This window comes from Prauserella sp. PE36, assembly GCF_003311655.1.
In the GTDB taxonomy this organism is placed as follows: Bacteria; Actinomycetota; Actinomycetes; order Mycobacteriales; family Pseudonocardiaceae; genus Prauserella_A; species Prauserella_A endophytica.
This window is the reverse complement of sequence record NZ_QEQT01000066.1, coordinates 1-15586: the sequence shown is the minus strand read 5'-3', so window position 1 is coordinate 15586 and position 15586 is coordinate 1. Positions and strand designations below refer to the sequence as shown.

Annotated in this window: 17 protein-coding genes; 7 read left to right on the top strand and 10 right to left on the bottom strand. The window is 72.0% G+C overall.

Going from position 1 to position 15586, the window contains the following annotated elements; genetic code table 11:
- Positions 1-2: 2 nt before the first annotated feature.
- Positions 3-530 carry a GtrA family protein gene (locus tag DI005_RS18525; RefSeq protein ID WP_112275903.1) on the top strand — a complete coding sequence of 176 codons (528 nt, stop codon included), beginning with the start codon at positions 3-5 and terminating at the stop codon, positions 528-530.
- Between the two features lie 3 nt (positions 531-533).
- On the opposite strand, the gene DI005_RS18520 is transcribed toward DI005_RS18525, so the two are convergent.
- Both DI005_RS18520 and DI005_RS18515 read right to left on the bottom strand, forming a co-directional pair.
- Complete coding sequence (locus tag DI005_RS18520; protein WP_112275901.1) at positions 534-1817, bottom strand: ATP-binding protein; 1284 nt, start codon at positions 1815-1817, stop codon at positions 534-536.
- Between the two features lie 3 nt (positions 1818-1820).
- Entirely contained in the window at positions 1821-2504 is a 684-nt protein-coding gene (locus tag DI005_RS18515; RefSeq protein ID WP_113642965.1) for a response regulator transcription factor, read from the bottom strand.
- Positions 2505-2552: 48 nt separating this feature from the next.
- Between DI005_RS18515 and hisN the strand changes: the two genes are divergently transcribed.
- Positions 2553-3338: a histidinol-phosphatase gene (gene hisN / locus DI005_RS18510; RefSeq protein WP_112275899.1), complete on the top strand. Its 786-nt coding sequence runs from the start codon at positions 2553-2555 to the stop codon at positions 3336-3338.
- Positions 3339-3416: 78 nt separating this feature from the next.
- On the opposite strand, the gene DI005_RS18505 is transcribed toward hisN, so the two are convergent.
- The 7 genes from DI005_RS18505 to DI005_RS18475 form a co-directional block, all read right to left on the bottom strand.
- Complete coding sequence (locus DI005_RS18505) at positions 3417-3689, bottom strand: hypothetical protein (RefSeq protein ID WP_110335090.1); 273 nt, start codon at positions 3687-3689, stop codon at positions 3417-3419.
- Positions 3686-5830: a TNT domain-containing protein gene (locus DI005_RS18500; protein ID WP_113642964.1), complete on the bottom strand. Its 2145-nt coding sequence runs from the start codon at positions 5828-5830 to the stop codon at positions 3686-3688. Before DI005_RS18500 ends, DI005_RS18505 begins: the two co-directional genes overlap by 4 nt.
- Positions 5831-5840: 10 nt before the next feature.
- Positions 5841-6173: a WXG100 family type VII secretion target gene (locus DI005_RS18495; protein WP_112275896.1), complete on the bottom strand. Its 333-nt coding sequence runs from the start codon at positions 6171-6173 to the stop codon at positions 5841-5843.
- A complete protein-coding gene (locus tag DI005_RS18490; protein WP_112275895.1) occupies positions 6170-6613 on the bottom strand; it encodes a YbaB/EbfC family nucleoid-associated protein in 444 nt (147 codons plus the stop codon). Before DI005_RS18490 ends, DI005_RS18495 begins: the two co-directional genes overlap by 4 nt.
- A 150-nt stretch (positions 6614-6763) precedes the next feature.
- On the bottom strand, positions 6764-7708 hold the full coding sequence (locus tag DI005_RS18485; protein ID WP_113642939.1) for a hydroxymethylglutaryl-CoA lyase: 945 nt from the start codon (positions 7706-7708) through the stop codon (positions 6764-6766).
- A gap of 4 nt (positions 7709-7712) precedes the next feature.
- Positions 7713-8294 carry a PH domain-containing protein gene (locus DI005_RS18480; RefSeq protein WP_112276166.1) on the bottom strand — a complete coding sequence of 194 codons (582 nt, stop codon included), beginning with the start codon at positions 8292-8294 and terminating at the stop codon, positions 7713-7715.
- A gap of 65 nt (positions 8295-8359) precedes the next feature.
- Entirely contained in the window at positions 8360-9184 is an 825-nt protein-coding gene (locus DI005_RS18475; RefSeq protein ID WP_112275893.1) for a biotin--[acetyl-CoA-carboxylase] ligase, read from the bottom strand.
- 78 nt (positions 9185-9262) lie between these two features.
- Between DI005_RS18475 and DI005_RS18470 the strand changes: the two genes are divergently transcribed.
- Both DI005_RS18470 and DI005_RS18465 read left to right on the top strand, forming a co-directional pair.
- Positions 9263-10903 carry an acyl-CoA carboxylase subunit beta gene (locus DI005_RS18470; protein WP_112275892.1) on the top strand — a complete coding sequence of 547 codons (1641 nt, stop codon included), beginning with the start codon at positions 9263-9265 and terminating at the stop codon, positions 10901-10903.
- Positions 10900-11136: an acyl-CoA carboxylase subunit epsilon gene (locus DI005_RS18465; protein ID WP_113642938.1), complete on the top strand. Its 237-nt coding sequence runs from the start codon at positions 10900-10902 to the stop codon at positions 11134-11136. Before DI005_RS18470 ends, DI005_RS18465 begins: the two co-directional genes overlap by 4 nt.
- On the opposite strand, the gene DI005_RS18460 is transcribed toward DI005_RS18465, so the two are convergent.
- Positions 11089-12378 carry a nitrate/nitrite transporter gene (locus tag DI005_RS18460; RefSeq protein ID WP_228714177.1) on the bottom strand — a complete coding sequence of 430 codons (1290 nt, stop codon included), beginning with the start codon at positions 12376-12378 and terminating at the stop codon, positions 11089-11091. The genes DI005_RS18465 and DI005_RS18460 overlap by 48 nt on opposite strands.
- A gap of 59 nt (positions 12379-12437) precedes the next feature.
- Here DI005_RS18460 and DI005_RS18455 point away from each other — a divergent pair, with 59 nt between their 5' ends.
- From DI005_RS18455 to DI005_RS18445, 3 genes are all read left to right on the top strand, one after another.
- Positions 12438-13094 (top strand): GntR family transcriptional regulator, encoded by a 657-nt coding sequence (locus DI005_RS18455; protein ID WP_112275890.1) that lies wholly within the window; start codon positions 12438-12440, stop codon positions 13092-13094.
- 163 nt (positions 13095-13257) lie between these two features.
- The gene (locus tag DI005_RS18450; RefSeq protein WP_113642937.1) at positions 13258-13884 is read left to right on the top strand and encodes a nucleoside triphosphate pyrophosphatase; all 627 of its coding nucleotides are present in this window, start codon (positions 13258-13260) and stop codon (positions 13882-13884) included.
- Positions 13885-14163: 279 nt separating this feature from the next.
- Positions 14164-15516 carry a dicarboxylate/amino acid:cation symporter gene (locus tag DI005_RS18445; protein ID WP_112275887.1) on the top strand — a complete coding sequence of 451 codons (1353 nt, stop codon included), beginning with the start codon at positions 14164-14166 and terminating at the stop codon, positions 15514-15516.
- The last annotated feature ends 70 nt before the right edge of the window (positions 15517-15586 follow it).

Genomic DNA, 15586 nt, shown 5'->3' with positions numbered 1-15586 from the left:
GAGTGGCCGTCGTCGAATCCGTGCTCGCCCGAGTGCCCGAGCCTCTGCGGTCGGTGCTGATCAGGCACCGGGAGCTGCTGAAGTTCGCGATCGTGGGCGGCACGACGTTCCTCGTCGACAACGGCGTCTGGTACCTGCTGAAGCTGACGGTGCTGAGCACGAAGCCGACCACCGCGAAGGCCATCGCGATCATCATCGCGACGATCGTGTCCTACGTCCTCAATCGCGAGTGGTCGTTCCGGACGCGCGGCGGCCGGGAACGCCATCACGAGGCGGCGTTGTTCTTCCTGATCAGCGGCGTCGCGGTGGTCGTGAACCTGATCCCGCTGCTGGTGTCGCGCTACGTCTTCGACCTGGAACGGCCACACGTTTCCCTGTTCGTGCAGGAGACGGCCGACTTCATCGCGGGGTCCGTGGTCGGCATGCTGCTGGCCATGGTGTTCCGCTTCTGGGGCCTGCGGAAGTGGGTGTTCCCCGACGAACTCGGCCGCGGGCACCGCGAGAGCGAGTTCGCGGTGCCGCGCTCCTGACCATCATCGCGGCACGCGTTCGGCTGGCCAGCTGACGCCCGCCACGTCGGTGGGGCTCGGCACCCGCAGGAACAGACTGAACGTCGCGGGCCGCTTGCCGGACAGCTCCAGTCTGCCGCCGTCGGCCTCGGCGAGCGCCCTCGCCAGCGCGAGCCCGACGCCGAACGAGCCCGCGCCGGAGAAACCGCGTTCGAAGATGTACGGGGCCAGCTCGTCGGGCACGCCGTCGCCGGAGTCGGTCACCTCGATCACCACGGTGCCGTCGGCCTCGCCGCGCCGGGCCGTGAGCGTCACGTTGCCCGAGCCGTGCCGCAACGCGTTGTCCAGCAGCACTCCGATGACCTCGCGCAGCCGCGCGGGCGTGGCCCGCGCCATGAGCCCGTCGGCCACCCGCAGCCGCAACGTCCGGCTCTCGGCCTTGAGCAGTTGCCGCCACTCCTCGCTGACCTCGGGCAGCACGGTGGTCAACTCCACCGGCTCGGCCCCGACCTCGCTCGCCGCCCGCGCGGCCGCGAGCAGCTCGTCGAGCGCCTCGGCGAGCCGGTCGGCCTGCTCCTGCGCGGCCTGCGCCTCCTCGGCGACGTCCGAGTCGGGGTGGCTGGTGAGGCTCTCCAGCCGCAGTTGCAACGCTGTCAGCCTGCTCCGCAGCTGGTGGGAGACGTCACCGACGAGCTGCCGCTCCCGCTGCACCAGCTGGGCGAGTGCGGTGGCGGAGGCGTCGAGCGCGTCGGCGACCATGTCCAGCTCGGCGACCTCGTAGCGCCGCCCGTCCGGGCGGAAGTCCCCGCCGCCGAGCCGGGCGGCGCGGTCGGCGACGTGCCGCAGCGGTTTGGCGAGCCTGCGCGCGGTGACCGTCGCGACCACCGTTCCGGTGCCCACCGACAGCACCACCAGCAGGATCACCGCCAGCGCCACCTGCATCTGCCTGGTACGCAACGGGCCGGACGGGATCGCCAGCTCCACGGTGCCGCCCCGCGCGATCGGCACGCTCTCCACCACCACCTCGGGCCCGGGATCGACGCCGTAGGTGAGGTCCCGGGCGGCCGGCTGGCGAACGGTGAGCTGCCCCGACTGCGGCACGGCCGCCCGCACCTGGCCGAGATCGAGCGGGCGGTTGTCGGCGAGCTGGTCGTCGAGGATCGCGGCGATCCGCTGCGCGCTGGAGGCGAGGTCCTCCCTGGCGAAGTTGTCCACCAGCAACCAGCCGGTGACGCCGAGCGGGCTGCCCAGCGCGGCCGCGGTGACGGTCACCGCCAGCAGGATGGCCAGTAGGATCCGCCGTCGCATGACTTACTCGGTGTTGAACCGGAAGCCGACGCCACGCACGGTGGCGATGTGCTCCTCGCCCGGCTTGCGGCCCGCGCCGTTCTCGCCCGCGATCGCGAGCTTGCGGCGGAGCCAGGACATGTGCATGTCGAGCGTCTTCGAGGTCTTCGACTCCAGGTCGTTCCACACCTCGGAGAGGATGTCCTCGCGGCTCACCACCTGGCCCGCCCTGCTCATCAGCACCCTGAGCAGCTCGAACTCCTTGTTGGCGAGCTGCACCTCCTTGCCGTCGACGGTCACCATCCGGGCGCCGACGTCCATGCGCACACCGCCGGCCTCGATCACCTCGGGGGCGCGCCTGCGCAGCAGCGCGCGGATGCGGGCGAGCAGCTCGGCGAGACGGAACGGCTTGGCGACGTAGTCGTCGGCACCCGCGTCGAGGCCGACCACGAAGTCGACCTCGTCGGTCCTCGCGGTCAGCATCAGCACGGGCAGCTCGCTACCGTTCGCGCGCATCCTGCGGCACACCTCCAGGCCGTCCATGCCCGGCAGGCCGAGATCGAGCACCAGCAGGTCCACCCGGTCCCGGGAGATCAGGTCGAGCGCTGACGGTCCGTCCCCGACCACCACGACGTCGTAACCTTCCCGCTCCAGCGCCCTCGACAGCGGCTCCGCGATCGCCGGATCGTCTTCGGCAAGTAGGACCATGCTCACCTGGCCAACCTTACGGCCGACGCCCATGAAACCATCGTTGCCGTGTCCAGCTACTCCCCCGATCTGACCCTCGCAGGCAGGCTGGCCGACGCCGCCGACAAGATCACCTCGGCCCGGTTCCGGGCGCAGGATCTGCGGGTGTCGAGCAAGCCAGACCGCACGCCGGTGACCGACGCCGACACCGCCGTCGAGGACGCGATCAGGGAGCTGATCACGGCCGAGCGGCCCGCCGACACGGTCGCGGGCGAGGAGCGCGGCGGCTCGGCGAGCGCGGCTGGCCGGGTGTGGGTGCTGGACCCGATCGACGGCACGAAGAACTTCCTGCGCGGCAACCCCGTGTGGGCCACCCTGATCGCGCTGGTCGAGGACGGCAGGCCGGTGGTGGGCATGGTCAGCGCGCCGCTGCTCGGCAGGCGCTGGTGGGCGAGCGCGGGTGGCGGTGCGTGGCTGCGCGACGACGCGGGCGAGCACCGGCTCTCGGTCTCGCGGGTGTCCGAGCTGTCCGACGCCTACGTCTCCACCACCGACCTCGGCGCGTGGACCGAGTACCACTCGCGCGCTGCCTACCTCGCTTTCCTGGACGCGTGCTGGGAGAGCAGGGCGTTCGGCGACTTCTGGCACCACTGCCTGGTCGCGGAGGGCTCGCTGGAGGTGGCGGCGGAGCCGATCGTCAACCCGTGGGACGTGGCGGCCGCTCAGGTGTTGGTGACCGAGGCCGGGGGCCGCTTCACCGATCTGACCGGGGCGGAACGCTTCGACGCCGGCACGGCCCTTTCGACCAACGGCCTCGTCCACGACGCCGCACTCGACCTGCTGCGCAAGCCCTGAAACCCGACCGCAGTGAAGGCCACCTTCACTGCGTTGAACGCAGTGAAGGTGGCCTTCACTGCAGCTGGCGGGAACGGGTCAGGGCAGGACGCCGACCGCGCCCCTCGCGACCTGTGCCCAGGCGAGCCGTCCGAAGAGGTAGTGGCAGGCGACCTGCTCGTTGGTGAAGCGGGCCCAGTCGTAGCGGTTGCCCTGCTCACGCCAGAACACCTCGAACGCGACGTCTCCGTCCTCGCCCGCGTCCTCGGTGCGGAGCAGGCACCACGCGTTGTCGGCCTCGCTGCCGACCGACACGACCTCGGGCGGCACGCCTACGGCCTCCAGCCAGCGCATGATCGACTCGGTGTTCATGCCCTCTCCTCGAACGTGATGTCGGCAAGGTAGCCCAGCGTCACCAGCTCGGCGGCCGAGTAGACCGAGCGGTACCGCTCACCCCCGCCCGCCTGCGCGAACCAGCCCGCGGAGATCGCCTTCCACATGGGCACCTCGCGCACCACGCGGTAACGCCGGTAACCCGCCTCGCGGTGGGCGGGCGGCAGCGAGCGCTCCGCGAACGGCGTGCCGTCGGCGGCGAAGACCCGTCCGTGCGCGGTGCCGAAGCGGTCGAGCAACGTGCCCTCGCCGAGCAGCACCGGCTCTCCGTCCTCGCACCCACCCTCCGGGTAGCGCTCACCCGGCGGCCAGACGTACTCGGCCCGCTCACCGGGAACGAGGTAGCGGCTGTCCCACTCGCGCTCGGGCAGGTCGCCGAGCGGGTCGTAGCCCTCGGTCAGCGCCCCCGGCGGGCACGGCAGCACTTCAGCGGGCGGCGGCGCGGGCTGACGCCAGCCGTTGCGCAGCCACGCCAGCGCGTGCCCCGGGTCGACGAGGTCCGAACGGGGGTGGTCGTGCGGAGGGAACCGAAGCCACACCGCGGAGTCGGAGTCGGGGTCGGGCACGGGCAGCTGCCGTGCGGGCCGGTCAGCGGCGACCGGGAGGTGCCCGATGGGGAACATGTGCACGCGGAACAGCGCGACGATGCTCTCCCGCTCCTGCCTCGGCGCCCCGAGCGGAACCGGTGCCGCGGGCGGCTGCGGGCGGACCGGCTCCGGCGGGCGGACCGGCTCCGGCGGGCGGCCCTGCGGCGGGTGCGGCTGTGCTTGCGGTGCCTGCGGTGCCTGCGGTGCCTGTGGTGGGTCGGGCATCGGCGCCCAGCGAGCGGGCGGGGCCGGGGCGCCGGGTGCGAGGCGCGGCGGCATCGGTGCGACGCCCGCCGCCTGCCCCGGCGGCGGCTGCATCGGCGCGGCAGGTGGAGCGGGCGCGGCGGCAGCGTACGGCGAGGGACCGAAGTGCTGCCCGGCAAACGGTTGCGCTGGGTACGGCTGACCAGCGAACTGCTGGCCGGGCGGCATGACCGGCGCCTGCGGCGGGGGAACAGGTGCGGCGGGACCGCCGGAGAACCCGGCCAGGTGCGTCTGCGCCGGTGGCGTCGGGATGCCCTGCGCACCCGGCGCGGGCGCGGCGATGCCGCTGGGTGGAGTGGGCACGTCGTCGAAGCCGCCCTGGGACAGGAAGCCTCCGTAGGCGCCCCTCGGCGGGGTCGGCGCGTCGGCGCCGGGCAACGCGATGGGGCCGGTGCCCACGTCGTCGGGAACGGACACCGGCGGCGACGCAGGCTCAGGCCGCACTTCCGGTAGCTCCGGCCCCCGGTCACCGGGCAGACCCACCTCCGGCCCCCGGTCACCGGGCAGACCCACCTCTGGCCCCCGGTCACCGGGCAGACCCACCTCTGGCCCCCGGTCACCGGGCAACGGCTCCTCGGGGAGCGGCACGATGTCGCCGGGCAGACCGCTTTCCACGGGCGGCCCGGACGGTTCCTCCACCGGCGACAGCACACCGTCCACAACCGTGGCCGGAAGTCCGGTCGCGGCGCTGAGCAGCCCGGCCTGCCCGTCGGGCGTGTGCGTGCCGGGATTGGGGTTCACGACCTCCCCGGCGGCGTGCACGGTGCCGTTCGCGCCGGATCCGACCGCGTCCACGAGCCCGCCCGAGATCGCGCCGACGTTGGTCGCGGTGCCACGCAGCGCGGTGTCCAGCCCGGCCAGCGCCGTGGGATGCCCCGAGTCGGCCGCGGCGACGGCGGCGTCGTGGTTTCTCGCGGCGTCAACGAGCTGGCGCACGATCTCGACCTTCGCGGCGCCGACCTGCTCGGCGGCGGACTCGAGCCGGTGCGCCGCCTCGTCCGCGCCCCGCGCGGCGACGGTCAGCCGCCCGTGGTCCGGCTCGACGAAACCCGACCACCGCTCGCCGGCGGCCTCGGCGGCGGGCCCGCTCATCGCGCCGAGCGCCTTGCCTGCGACGGTGTCCGCGTCGGCGGCGAGCGTGGTCAGCTCGCGCGCGGCCTGCCGCCACGCCCCCGCCTGCTCACGCATGGCGTCCTCGTCGGCCTCCGGCCAGCTCACGCCTGTTCGCTCCGCGATGGCGGCCAGCTCGGCGGGCAGCTCGATTCCCATCCGCACGCCCCTACCCGGCCGAACCGGCGTCGCTCAGGTCTCCTGCCGCATCCGTGTCGGCCGAGCGGTACGCGCCCGCCGCCGACGAGAGCCTCGTCCCCATGTCGCCCAGCCCGCCCGCGAGCTCGCCGAGTGTGCGCAGCACCTCGCTCGACGGGCCCTCGTGTGCGCCGGCGAAGCTCTGCCCCACCGCGTCGGTCCCCCAAGGAGTGGGGCCTGCCTCCAAGCCGGCCCTCAGGTCGGCGGCGATGCGGGTGGCCCGCTCGGCAAGCCCCTCGAACTCGGCGGCGTGTGCGCCGAGCCGATCGGCGTCGACCTCGAAACCCGGCCCCCCGCCGTTCATCGCGCCCTCGGCCAGTCGGCCTCGTCGAGCCAGCTCCGGTCGTCGAAGCTCTCGTCCTCGTCGTCGGGCACGTCCGCCGCGGCGATCTCCTGCGCACCGAGGTCGGCGGTCCCGAGCAGGAGCGCCTGCGGGTCGGTGCCGGACGGCAGCGCCGGGGCGAGCACCTCGCCCGCACCGGTCAGTGCCTTGACGGTCGCGCCCCCGGTCAGCTTCACGATCTGCGCCGCCAGCTCGGCCGGCCGGTACTTCTCGTACGCCTCGTCGGCGATCACGAGGCCGGTGAGCACCCCGCGCGCGCCGACCGTGGCCGTGATGAGGCCGTCGTCGCTGGTGGCCGACTCACTGATCGACGCGAGCTCGCGGTGCACGGAGGCCAGCTGCTCGCGACTGCGGCGGTAATCGGCGAGGAGCTGGTCCACCTGCGCACGATGGTCGGTCACGGCACTCTCCCCGACGTCCGTTGGTCTGCTGTCACAGCGGTCGGCAACGCATCAGACGCAGCCTGCTGGCCCGCGGTTCCATTCGCAACCGAAGCGTTGTGCGATCAGCGTCCCGAGATACAGATCGGCACGAGGACGGCTCTCCTTGACCTATCCGGCCAGTGCCCGCACCACGCGCGAGGGGCTGGGCCTGCCGAGCCGCTCCGCCATCCACGCGCTCGCGGCGACCAGCGCGTCGAGGTCGGCGCCGTGCTCGATGCCGAGCCCGTCGAGGAACCACACCAGGTCTTCGGTGGCGAGGTTGCCCGTGGCCGACTCGGCGTAGGGGCAACCGCCGAGGCCACCCGCCGAGGAGTCCACAGTGGACACCCCGCGGCGCAGCGCGGCGAGCGTGTTGGTCAGCGCCTGACCGTAGGTGTCGTGGAAGTGCACGGCGAGCGCGTCCACGCCCACGCCCTGCGCGGTGAACGTGTCGAGCAGCCGTTCGACCTGTCCAGCCGTGGCCACGCCGATGGTGTCGCCGAGCGAGAGCTCCGAGCAGCCGAGCTCCAGCAGGCGCTTGCCGACGCGCACGACCTGCTCGGGCGGCACGGCGCCCTCCCACGGGTCGCCGAAGCACATCGAGAGATACCCGCGCACAGCCAGCCCCGCGGCCCGCGCCCGCGTGACCACCGGCTCGAACATCGCGAACTGGTCGTCGAGGGTCGAGTTGAGGTTCCGCTTGGCGAAGGTCTCCGTCGCGCTGCCGAACACGGCGATGTGGCTCACCCCGGCCGCCAGCGCCCGGTCGAGGCCGCGCTCGTTGGGCACGAGCACCGGGTAGCGCACGCCGTCGCGGCGGTTCAGCCCTGCGAGCAGCTCCTCGGCGTCGGCGAGCTGCGGCACCCACTTCGGGTGCACGAAGCTCGTCGCCTCCAGCGTGGTCAGCCCCGCGGCCGCGAGCCGGTCCAGGAACTCCAGCTTGACCGCCACCGGCACGGTCGACTTCTCGTTCTGCAGACCGTCGCGGGGGCCGACCTCCCAGATCGTCACCCGCTCCGGAAGCCCGTCCGCCGAGGAAACCCGTTCCGGCAGACCCAGTTCGCGCGTACCCACTACCTCAGCGTCCCCTTCCACGCGGCGGCTGACGGGGCGGCGGCTCCTGCTGCCCGTACGGAAGCTGCTCCGTCTGCGCCACGCCGTAGTCGTCGTACGGGTTGTCGTTGACCTGGCGGTAGATCACGGTGTGCACGCGCTCCACCTTCGGGATGTCGTCGAAGGTCAGCGGCTCGTCCGACGCCGACTCGATGACGAGCGTGCCGCAGCCGAAGACCCGGTCGATCAGGCCGTGCTCGAACCGTACGCTGTTGATGCGCGCCATCGGGATGTCGATGCCGGTGCGCTTGATCACGCCCTCGCGCGCGATGACGCGGTCGGTGGTGACGATGAAGTGCGTGGTGCGCCAGCGCACGAACGGCACGAGCACCAGCCACACGATCAGCACCAGCGCTACGACCCCGATCGCGATGAGGCCCACGGAGTTCCACGGCGACTCGGCGTCCCGCACGAGCAGGGCGAGCCAGCTGCCGACGCCGACGGTGGCGAGCAGCACGAAGATCGGGAACAACAGCATCTTGAAGTGCGGATGCTTGTGGGTTACGACTTGCTCACCGTCGCTGAGCAGATCGTCTGGATAGGCCACCTCGAACAACTCCCCGAACTCGTTCTTGCGCGCCGTGCGCTCACCGTACCGCCAAGCAGCGCGATTCACCCCGAAACAGGGCGCAGGTGCACGACATCGCCCGCGAAGATCGTTCGCCGCGCTCCCGTGTTCGTCTCCACGACGAGCGCGCCGGTGCGGTCGAGGTCGACGGCGTTGCCGAGCAGCTTCTCCCCGCCCGCGATCATGATCTTGACCTCCTGTCCGAGGGTCGCGCAATGCGCGCGGTAGTCCTCGAGCAGGCCCGCGGTGGCGAGGTCGCCCGCCCCCGCGAGCCAGGCACTCTCGCGTTCGTGCAGGGACGTCAGCAGCAGACGCGAGATCTCCGTCCGGTCCGTCGTGCGCGCGCCGAGGTCGGACAGCGCGGCCGGGGGCAACCCGCCGGGACCGGGCTCGACGGGCTCGCGCGAGGGCGTGACGTTGAGGCCGACACCGAGGATCACGCCCTGCTCCTCCGAGGCCGCCGCCTCGGCGAGGATGCCGGCGACCTTGCCGCGGCCGTCCGAGGCGAGGACGTCGTTCGGCCATTTGAGCACCGCCCGAACTCCGAGCTCCCGCGCCAGGTCCATCAGCGCGAGCCCGGCCACCGAGGCGAGTGAACCGAGCACCGCGAGCGACACCCCGGCCGGCCGGAACAGGACGCTGCAGTACACCCCGGCCCCCGACGGCGACACCCACGTCCGGCCCCGCCGCCCGAGCCCCGCGGTCTGCTCCTCGGCGATCAGCACGGTCCGGTCCTCCGCTCCCTCGACCAGGGCTTCCCGCAGGTCGGCGTTGGTGGAACCGGTGCTGGTCACGACGTCGAGCCGGGCGTACGGCCCGACCGGGCGGACGAGTTCGGCCCGCAGTCGCGCCGCGTCGATACGCTTCATGCGCGTTAGCGTAGGACGTTCGAGGACGTTGGCTACGCCACATCTGCGGCCAAGGGCACGGAGCTAAGCTGCGGTTCCATGAGCAGCGCAACGGAGCCGATCGGGACACCTCCCGACGAAGAGCCGGACATCCACACCACGGCCGGCAAGCTCGCAGACCTCTACCTGCGCTACGAAGAGGCCGTGCACGCCGGCTCCGCGAGAGCGGTCGAACGCCAGCACGCCAAGGGCAAGAAGACGGCGCGCGAGCGCATCGACCTGCTGCTCGATCCCGGTTCGTTCGTCGAGCTCGACGAGTTCGCCCGGCACCGGTCCACCAACTTCGGGCAGGAGAAGAACCGCCCGTACGGCGACGGCGTGGTGACCGGCTACGGCACCATCGACGGCCGTCCGGTATGCGTGTTCAGCCAGGACGTTACGGTCTTCGGCGGCTCGCTCGGCGAGGTGTACGGCGAGAAGATCGTCAAGGTCATGGACCTCGCCATCAAGACCGGCCGCCCGATCATCGGCATCAACGAGGGCGGCGGCGCGCGCATCCAGGAGGGCGTGGTCTCGCTCGGGCTCTACGGCGAGATCTTCCGCCGCAACACGCAGGCCTCCGGCGTGATCCCGCAGATCTCGCTGATCATGGGCGCCAACGCGGGCGGGCACGTCTACTCGCCCGCGCTCACCGACTTCGTGGTGATGGTCGACCAGACCTCCCACATGTTCATCACCGGCCCCGACGTGATCAAGACGGTGACGGGCGAGGAGGTCACGTTCGAGGACCTCGGCGGTGGCCGCACGCACAACACCAAGTCCGGCAACGCGCACTACCTCGGCTCCGACGAGGACGACGCGATCGCCTACGTCAAGGAGCTGCTCAGCTTCCTGCCGTCCAACAACCTCTCCGAGCCGCCCGTGTTCGAGGCGCCGGAGCCGTCTGGCGACTCGATCGCCGACGGCGTCACCGACACCGACCGCGAGCTCGACACGCTGGTGCCCGACTCGCCGAACCAGCCCTACGACATGCACGAGGTCATCACGCGCGTCGTGGACGACGGCGAGTTCCTCGAGGTGCACGAGCTGTTCGCGCCCAACGTCATCGTCGGCTTCGGTCGCGTCGACGGGCACAGCGTCGGCATCGTGGCCAACCAGCCCACGCAGTTCGCGGGCTGCCTCGACATCGACGCCTCCGAGAAGGCGGCCCGGTTCGTGCGCACGTGCGACGCGTTCAACGTCCCGGTGCTGACGTTCGTGGACGTGCCCGGCTTCCTGCCCGGCACCGACCAGGAGTGGAACGGCATCATCCGGCGCGGCGCGAAGCTGATCTACGCCTACGCCGAGGCCACCGTTCCGCTGGTCACCGTGATCACGCGCAAGGCATACGGCGGCGCGTACGACGTGATGGGCTCCAAGCACCTCGGCGCCGACGTCAACGTCGCCTGGCCGACCGCGCAGATCGCCGTGATGGGCGCTCAGGGCGCGGCGAACATCGTGCACCGCAAGCGGCTCGCCACCGCCGCCGACGGCGGTGAAGACGTCGAGGCACTGCGCGCGCAGCTGATCCAGGAGTACGAGGACGCGCTGTGCAACCCATACGTCGCCGCCGAGCGCGGCTACGTCGACGGTGTCATCCCGCCCGCGCACACGCGTGGCTACGTGGCCCGTGCGCTGCGAATGCTGCGGGACAAGCGCGAGACCCTGCCGCCGAAGAAGCACGGGAACATTCCGCTGTGAGCGCCGAGGAAACGACCGAGGAGCCTCGCCGTCCGCTGCTGCGCGTCGTGCGGGGCAACCCGGACGACGCCGAGCTCGCCGCACTCACCGCCGTGCTGGCCGGGCTCGCCTCGGCGAGCACGGAGCCGTCAGAGCCGCCAGCGCGTTCGCGCTGGGCCGACCCGGCGGCGCTGGTCCGCGCCCCGCTACGTCCCGGCCAGGGCGCGTGGCGCGCGTCCGCGCTCCCGCGCTGACCCGTTCAGGGAGGGCAGCGCGCCGGCGTGCCGGTGCAACGCGACCACGCGCGTGATCCCGGCGAGTGCGAGCACGAGCGGCACGCCGAACGCGACCCGGTGCGCCGAGGACTGCGGAAGTCCCGCGTCGGTGAGCGCGTCGAGGGCGATCCCGGCACCGAACTGGGCGACCACGGCGAACGTGAAGCCGCCCATGTTGGCAACGCCGCTCGCGATGCCGGCGCGGTGGCCTCGGTTGGCCGAGCGGGCGAGGTCGAAGGCGAGCATGCTCACGCCGCCGCCCGCGCCGACGACGAACAGCACGAGCGCCAGCACGGTCGCGGGCGTCGAGGCAGGCAGTGCCACGAGCAGTGCCGAGCACGTGACCGCGGCGACCGCTGCGCCGAGGACCAAGGCGCCCCGCACACCGGGCCTGCGGGAGGCGAGCTGACCGGCGGCCGTGCTGGCCAGCACGAAGCCGAGCACGACCACACCGAGCAGCGTGCCGGCCGTGCCCTCGGACAGCGCGTGCGCGCCGACGAGGTAGGGCTGGCCGAGCACGGCGCTGAACGAGACGAACGTGCCCATGAGCGTGAAGTGGGTCCACATCGCGTGCCGGGTTCCCGGGTTTCGCCACGCGTGGCGCAGGCTCTCCCGCAACGGTTCGCCGGGCTCGTCGGTGTGCCGCGCGGGACGCGGGCTCTCGCGCAGGCCGACGCCGGTGGCGACCAGCAGCACGATGGTGACCGTGCCCGCGATGAGGAAGGTGCCGGTCCAGCCGCGGGCGGCGAGCAGCGCCGCGAGCGGCGCGGTCGCGATCAGCTGGCCGAGTCCGCCGATCATGCCGGTGAGCGCGGCGACGAGCGCGTACCGCCTGCCGGGGAACCAGTTGTGCGCGATGCGCAGAACGCTGACGAACATGCAGGCGTCGCCCGCGCCGATGAGCGCGCGGCCCGCCATCGCGGCGGCGTAACCCGTGGCGATGGCGAACACGACGGTGCCCGCTGCCATGAGCGTCATCCCGGCGAGCAGGAGCTTGCGCGGGCCGAGGCGGTCGGAGCCGACGCCGACGGGCACCTGCAACGCGGCGTAGAGGGCGAGCTGCACGACGGAGAACGCGGCCAGCCCGGTGGCGTCGATGCCGAAGCGTTCCTGCGCGGTGAGCCCGGCGACGGAGAGGCTCATGCGGTGGAACAGCGCCGTGAGGTAGCAGAGGGCACCGAGGCCCCACATCGCCCACGGCAGCCACGTTCTCGCGCGCACTCCAGGTCCTCCACAACTTGTATCTATGTTGCATCTAAGTTGGCCGCTAGGATGCCCGTGTGTCAACGAGCGACCGGTCACAGCGCAGGGCTGCCGGCGAGCGCGCCTACGAATGGGTGAAGGACCGGATCCTCGACGGGAGGCTCGAAGGCGGTCAGCTGCTGAGCGAGGGCGAGGCCGCGTCGGCGCTGGAGATCTCGCGCACTCCGGTGCGGGAGGCGTTCCTCCGGCTGGAGGTCGAGGGGCTGCTGCGGCTCTATCCCAAGCGCGGCGCGCTGGTGGTGCCGGTGTCGGCGGGCGAGGTCGCGGAGGTCACCGAGGCGCGCATCCTGCTGGAGTCCCACGCGGCGGCGACGGTGATCGCGCGCGGCATCCAGGCCGACGTCGCCGACTCCATGAACGCGGTGCTCGGCGACCAGCGGCGCCTGGACGTCCCGAAGGAGACGGCGGCGTTCTCCCGGCTCGACCGGCAGTTCCACGCGACCCTCGTGGAGGCGGCGGGAAACGGCCTGCTCACGCAGTTCTACTCGGGTCTGCACGACCGGCAGGTGCGGATGGCCAACTCCGCACTGCACCGGGCGCCGAGCCGCTACGGCGCCATACTCGACGAGCACGAGCGGCTGTGCACACTCCTGCGCGACAGCGACGCGGACGGCTTCCGCGAGCAGCTGGCCGCCCACATCGGCGGCACCCACGGAGCCCTGCTCGACAGCTGACCCCGGCTGTCCCCCCAACGAATGCAGTGAAGGCCACCTTGACTGCGCCCACCCGTCTCCCCCACCGCCCAAACGGAGGCGCTGCGCGCCGCTGTATTTGATTCCATGCAGGCAAGGTGGCCTTCACTGCAACCGGTCGCGGCGCGTCCTCTAATCTCGGCGCGTGCGTTTCGTGCTGGCCTCCGCCTCTCCTGCCCGGCTCGCCGTCCTGCGGGCGGCGGGCATCGATCCGAGCGTGATCGTGTCCGGTGTGGACGAGGACGCGGTCGCCGCGACGCTGACCGACCCCACCCCCGCCGAGCTGGTCACCGCGCTGGCCAGGGCGAAGGCCGTGGCGGTCGCCGACACGGCCGGCATCGCGGGCGCCGACGCCGTGGTGGTCGGCTGCGACTCGATGCTGGCGATCGGCGGCGAGGTCGTCGGCAAGCCGGGTACGGCGGAGATCGCCCGCAAGCGCTGGGCGGGCATGGCGGGCGGCACGGGCGAGCTGCTGACCGGCCACGTCGTCCTGCGACTGGAGAACGGCACCGTGACGCGCGAAGCGTCGGGCAGCCAGACCACGACGGTCCACTTCGCGACGCCGAGCCAGGACGAGCTGGACGCATACGTCGCGACGGGCGAGCCGCTCAACGTGGCCGGCGCATTCACCCTCGACGGGCTCGGCGGCTGGTTCGTCGAGGGCATCGAGGGCGACCCGTCGAGCGTGATCGGGATCAGCCTGCCACTGACGCGCCGCCTGCTGGCCGAGGTCGGCGTCAGCGTGACCGACCTCTGGCGCCCCGCACGGTAGAACCCGTAGCGATGCTCGGGCCGACGCCGGGCTGCTAACAGCCGCGGGGACTGCGCCCGCCCACACCGGCCACCGGTACTGCTCTACCGGCTCGTCCGCTTCTACGCCGAGACCCCTTCGGCCCGCCCAGAACTGGCCACCGGAGCGGCCGCACAGAGGCTGCGGAGCGACCGGCTTCCCATGATGTGAGATAGAACCGCGGGCGGAAGCTCGTCACCCGCTCACGCGTTGTGCACTCCGGCAGATACAGGAATTACTTTCAGCTATCGGAGCGGACGCGTGTCTTTCCTGCGCACCTACACCAAACCCTCGGTCTTCGCGGCCGCGGTCATCGGCTCGCTGGTCGCGGGTGCGCTACTGGGCGCACTCGCGAGAGCCACCGAAACCGCGTGGCTCACCGAGGTGCTCGACCAGCTCGGCTCGGTCTTCACCACCCTCCTGCAGATCGCCGTGATCCCGCTCGTCTTCACCGCGATCATCGTCGGCATCAACAGCCTCCGCAGGCTCGGTGGCGGGCGCACCGCGGCCAGGCTCGGCGGCAAGACCGTGCTGTGGTTCGCGATCACGTCGTTCATCGCCGTGCTGATCGGCATCGTCGTGGGGCTGATCTTCAACCCCGGCAGCGGCGGGCTCGGCGACGCGCAGGCCACCGCGGAGAACACCGAGAAGGCCGCGGGCAGCGTCGAGAGCTGGGGCTCGTGGACGGCGTTCATCGAGGGCATCGTGCCCAGCAACTTCATCGCGGCCTTCGCCGAGGGCGAGACGCTGCAGGTGCTGTTCCTCGCGCTGGTCATCGGCGCCGCCGCCTACAGCCTCGGTGACCGCGCCAAGCCGTTCGTCGACTTCACCACCAGCGTATTCGAGATCATCCAGCGCTACCTCGGCTGGATCGTCCGCCTGGCCCCGATCGGCATCCTCGGCCTGATCGGCGCGGCCGTGGCGAACTACGGCGACTCGCTGTTCCGGCCCCTGCTGTCGGCCACGGTCGCCGTCTACGTCGGCTCGCTGCTCGTGCTGTTCGCCGTCTACCCGATCCTGCTGCGGGTCTTCGCCAAGGTGAGCCCGGGCCGGTTCTTCGGCAAGGCGTGGACGGCGATCCAGTTCGCGTTCGTGTCGCAGTCCTCCGGCGCGACGCTGCCGCTGACCCGGCAGACCGCGGTCAACCTCGGCGTCGATCCCGGCTACGCCGCGTTCGCGACGCCGCTCGCCAGCGCCACGAAGATGGACGGCTGCGCGGCGGTGTTCCCCGCGATCGGCGCGATCTTCATCGCCAACATCTCCGGGGTGTCGCTGAGCTTCGGGCAGTACGTCGGCATCGTCGTGGTGGCCGTGCTCGGCGCGTTCGCCACGGCGGGCACCACCGGCTGGCTCACGGCGCTGACCCTCACCACCACGGTCATCGGCCTCGACGCAGAGCAGGTGGCGCTGGGCATCGCGCTGATCTACTCGGTCAACCCGATCATGGACATGATGCGCACCGCCACCAACGTCGCCGGTCAGATCGTGGTGCCGACGGTGGTCGCCCGCAGCGAGGGCCTGCTCGACGACGATGTGCTCAACACGCCGAGCACCCCGCCGCTGCTGAGCGACACCGGCGAGGCCGCCAAAGCCCCCGCCCACGCCGGAGGCTGACCCCGTCTCCCCGGCTGCAGTGAAGGCCACCATGCCTGCGCCCACCCGTCTCCCGCCACCACCCAAACGG

What these genes read in the sequence shown, in the direction of transcription:
- DI005_RS18520 (WP_112275901.1), bottom strand. Translation starts at nt 1,817, where the DNA reads ATGCGACGGCGGATCCTACTGGCCATCCTGCTGGCGGTGACCGTCACC.
- DI005_RS18515 (WP_113642965.1), bottom strand. Translation starts at nt 2,504, where the DNA reads ATGGTCCTACTTGCCGAAGACGATCCGGCGATCGCGGAGCCGCTGTCG.
- DI005_RS18505 (WP_110335090.1), bottom strand. Translation starts at nt 3,689, where the DNA reads ATGAACACCGAGTCGATCATGCGCTGGCTGGAGGCCGTAGGCGTGCCG.
- DI005_RS18500 (WP_113642964.1), bottom strand. Translation starts at nt 5,830, where the DNA reads ATGGGAATCGAGCTGCCCGCCGAGCTGGCCGCCATCGCGGAGCGAACA.
- DI005_RS18495 (WP_112275896.1), bottom strand. Translation starts at nt 6,173, where the DNA reads ATGAACGGCGGGGGGCCGGGTTTCGAGGTCGACGCCGATCGGCTCGGC.
- DI005_RS18475 (WP_112275893.1), bottom strand. Translation starts at nt 9,184, where the DNA reads ATGAAGCGTATCGACGCGGCGCGACTGCGGGCCGAACTCGTCCGCCCG.
- DI005_RS18470 (WP_112275892.1), top strand. Translation starts at nt 9,263, where the DNA reads ATGAGCAGCGCAACGGAGCCGATCGGGACACCTCCCGACGAAGAGCCG.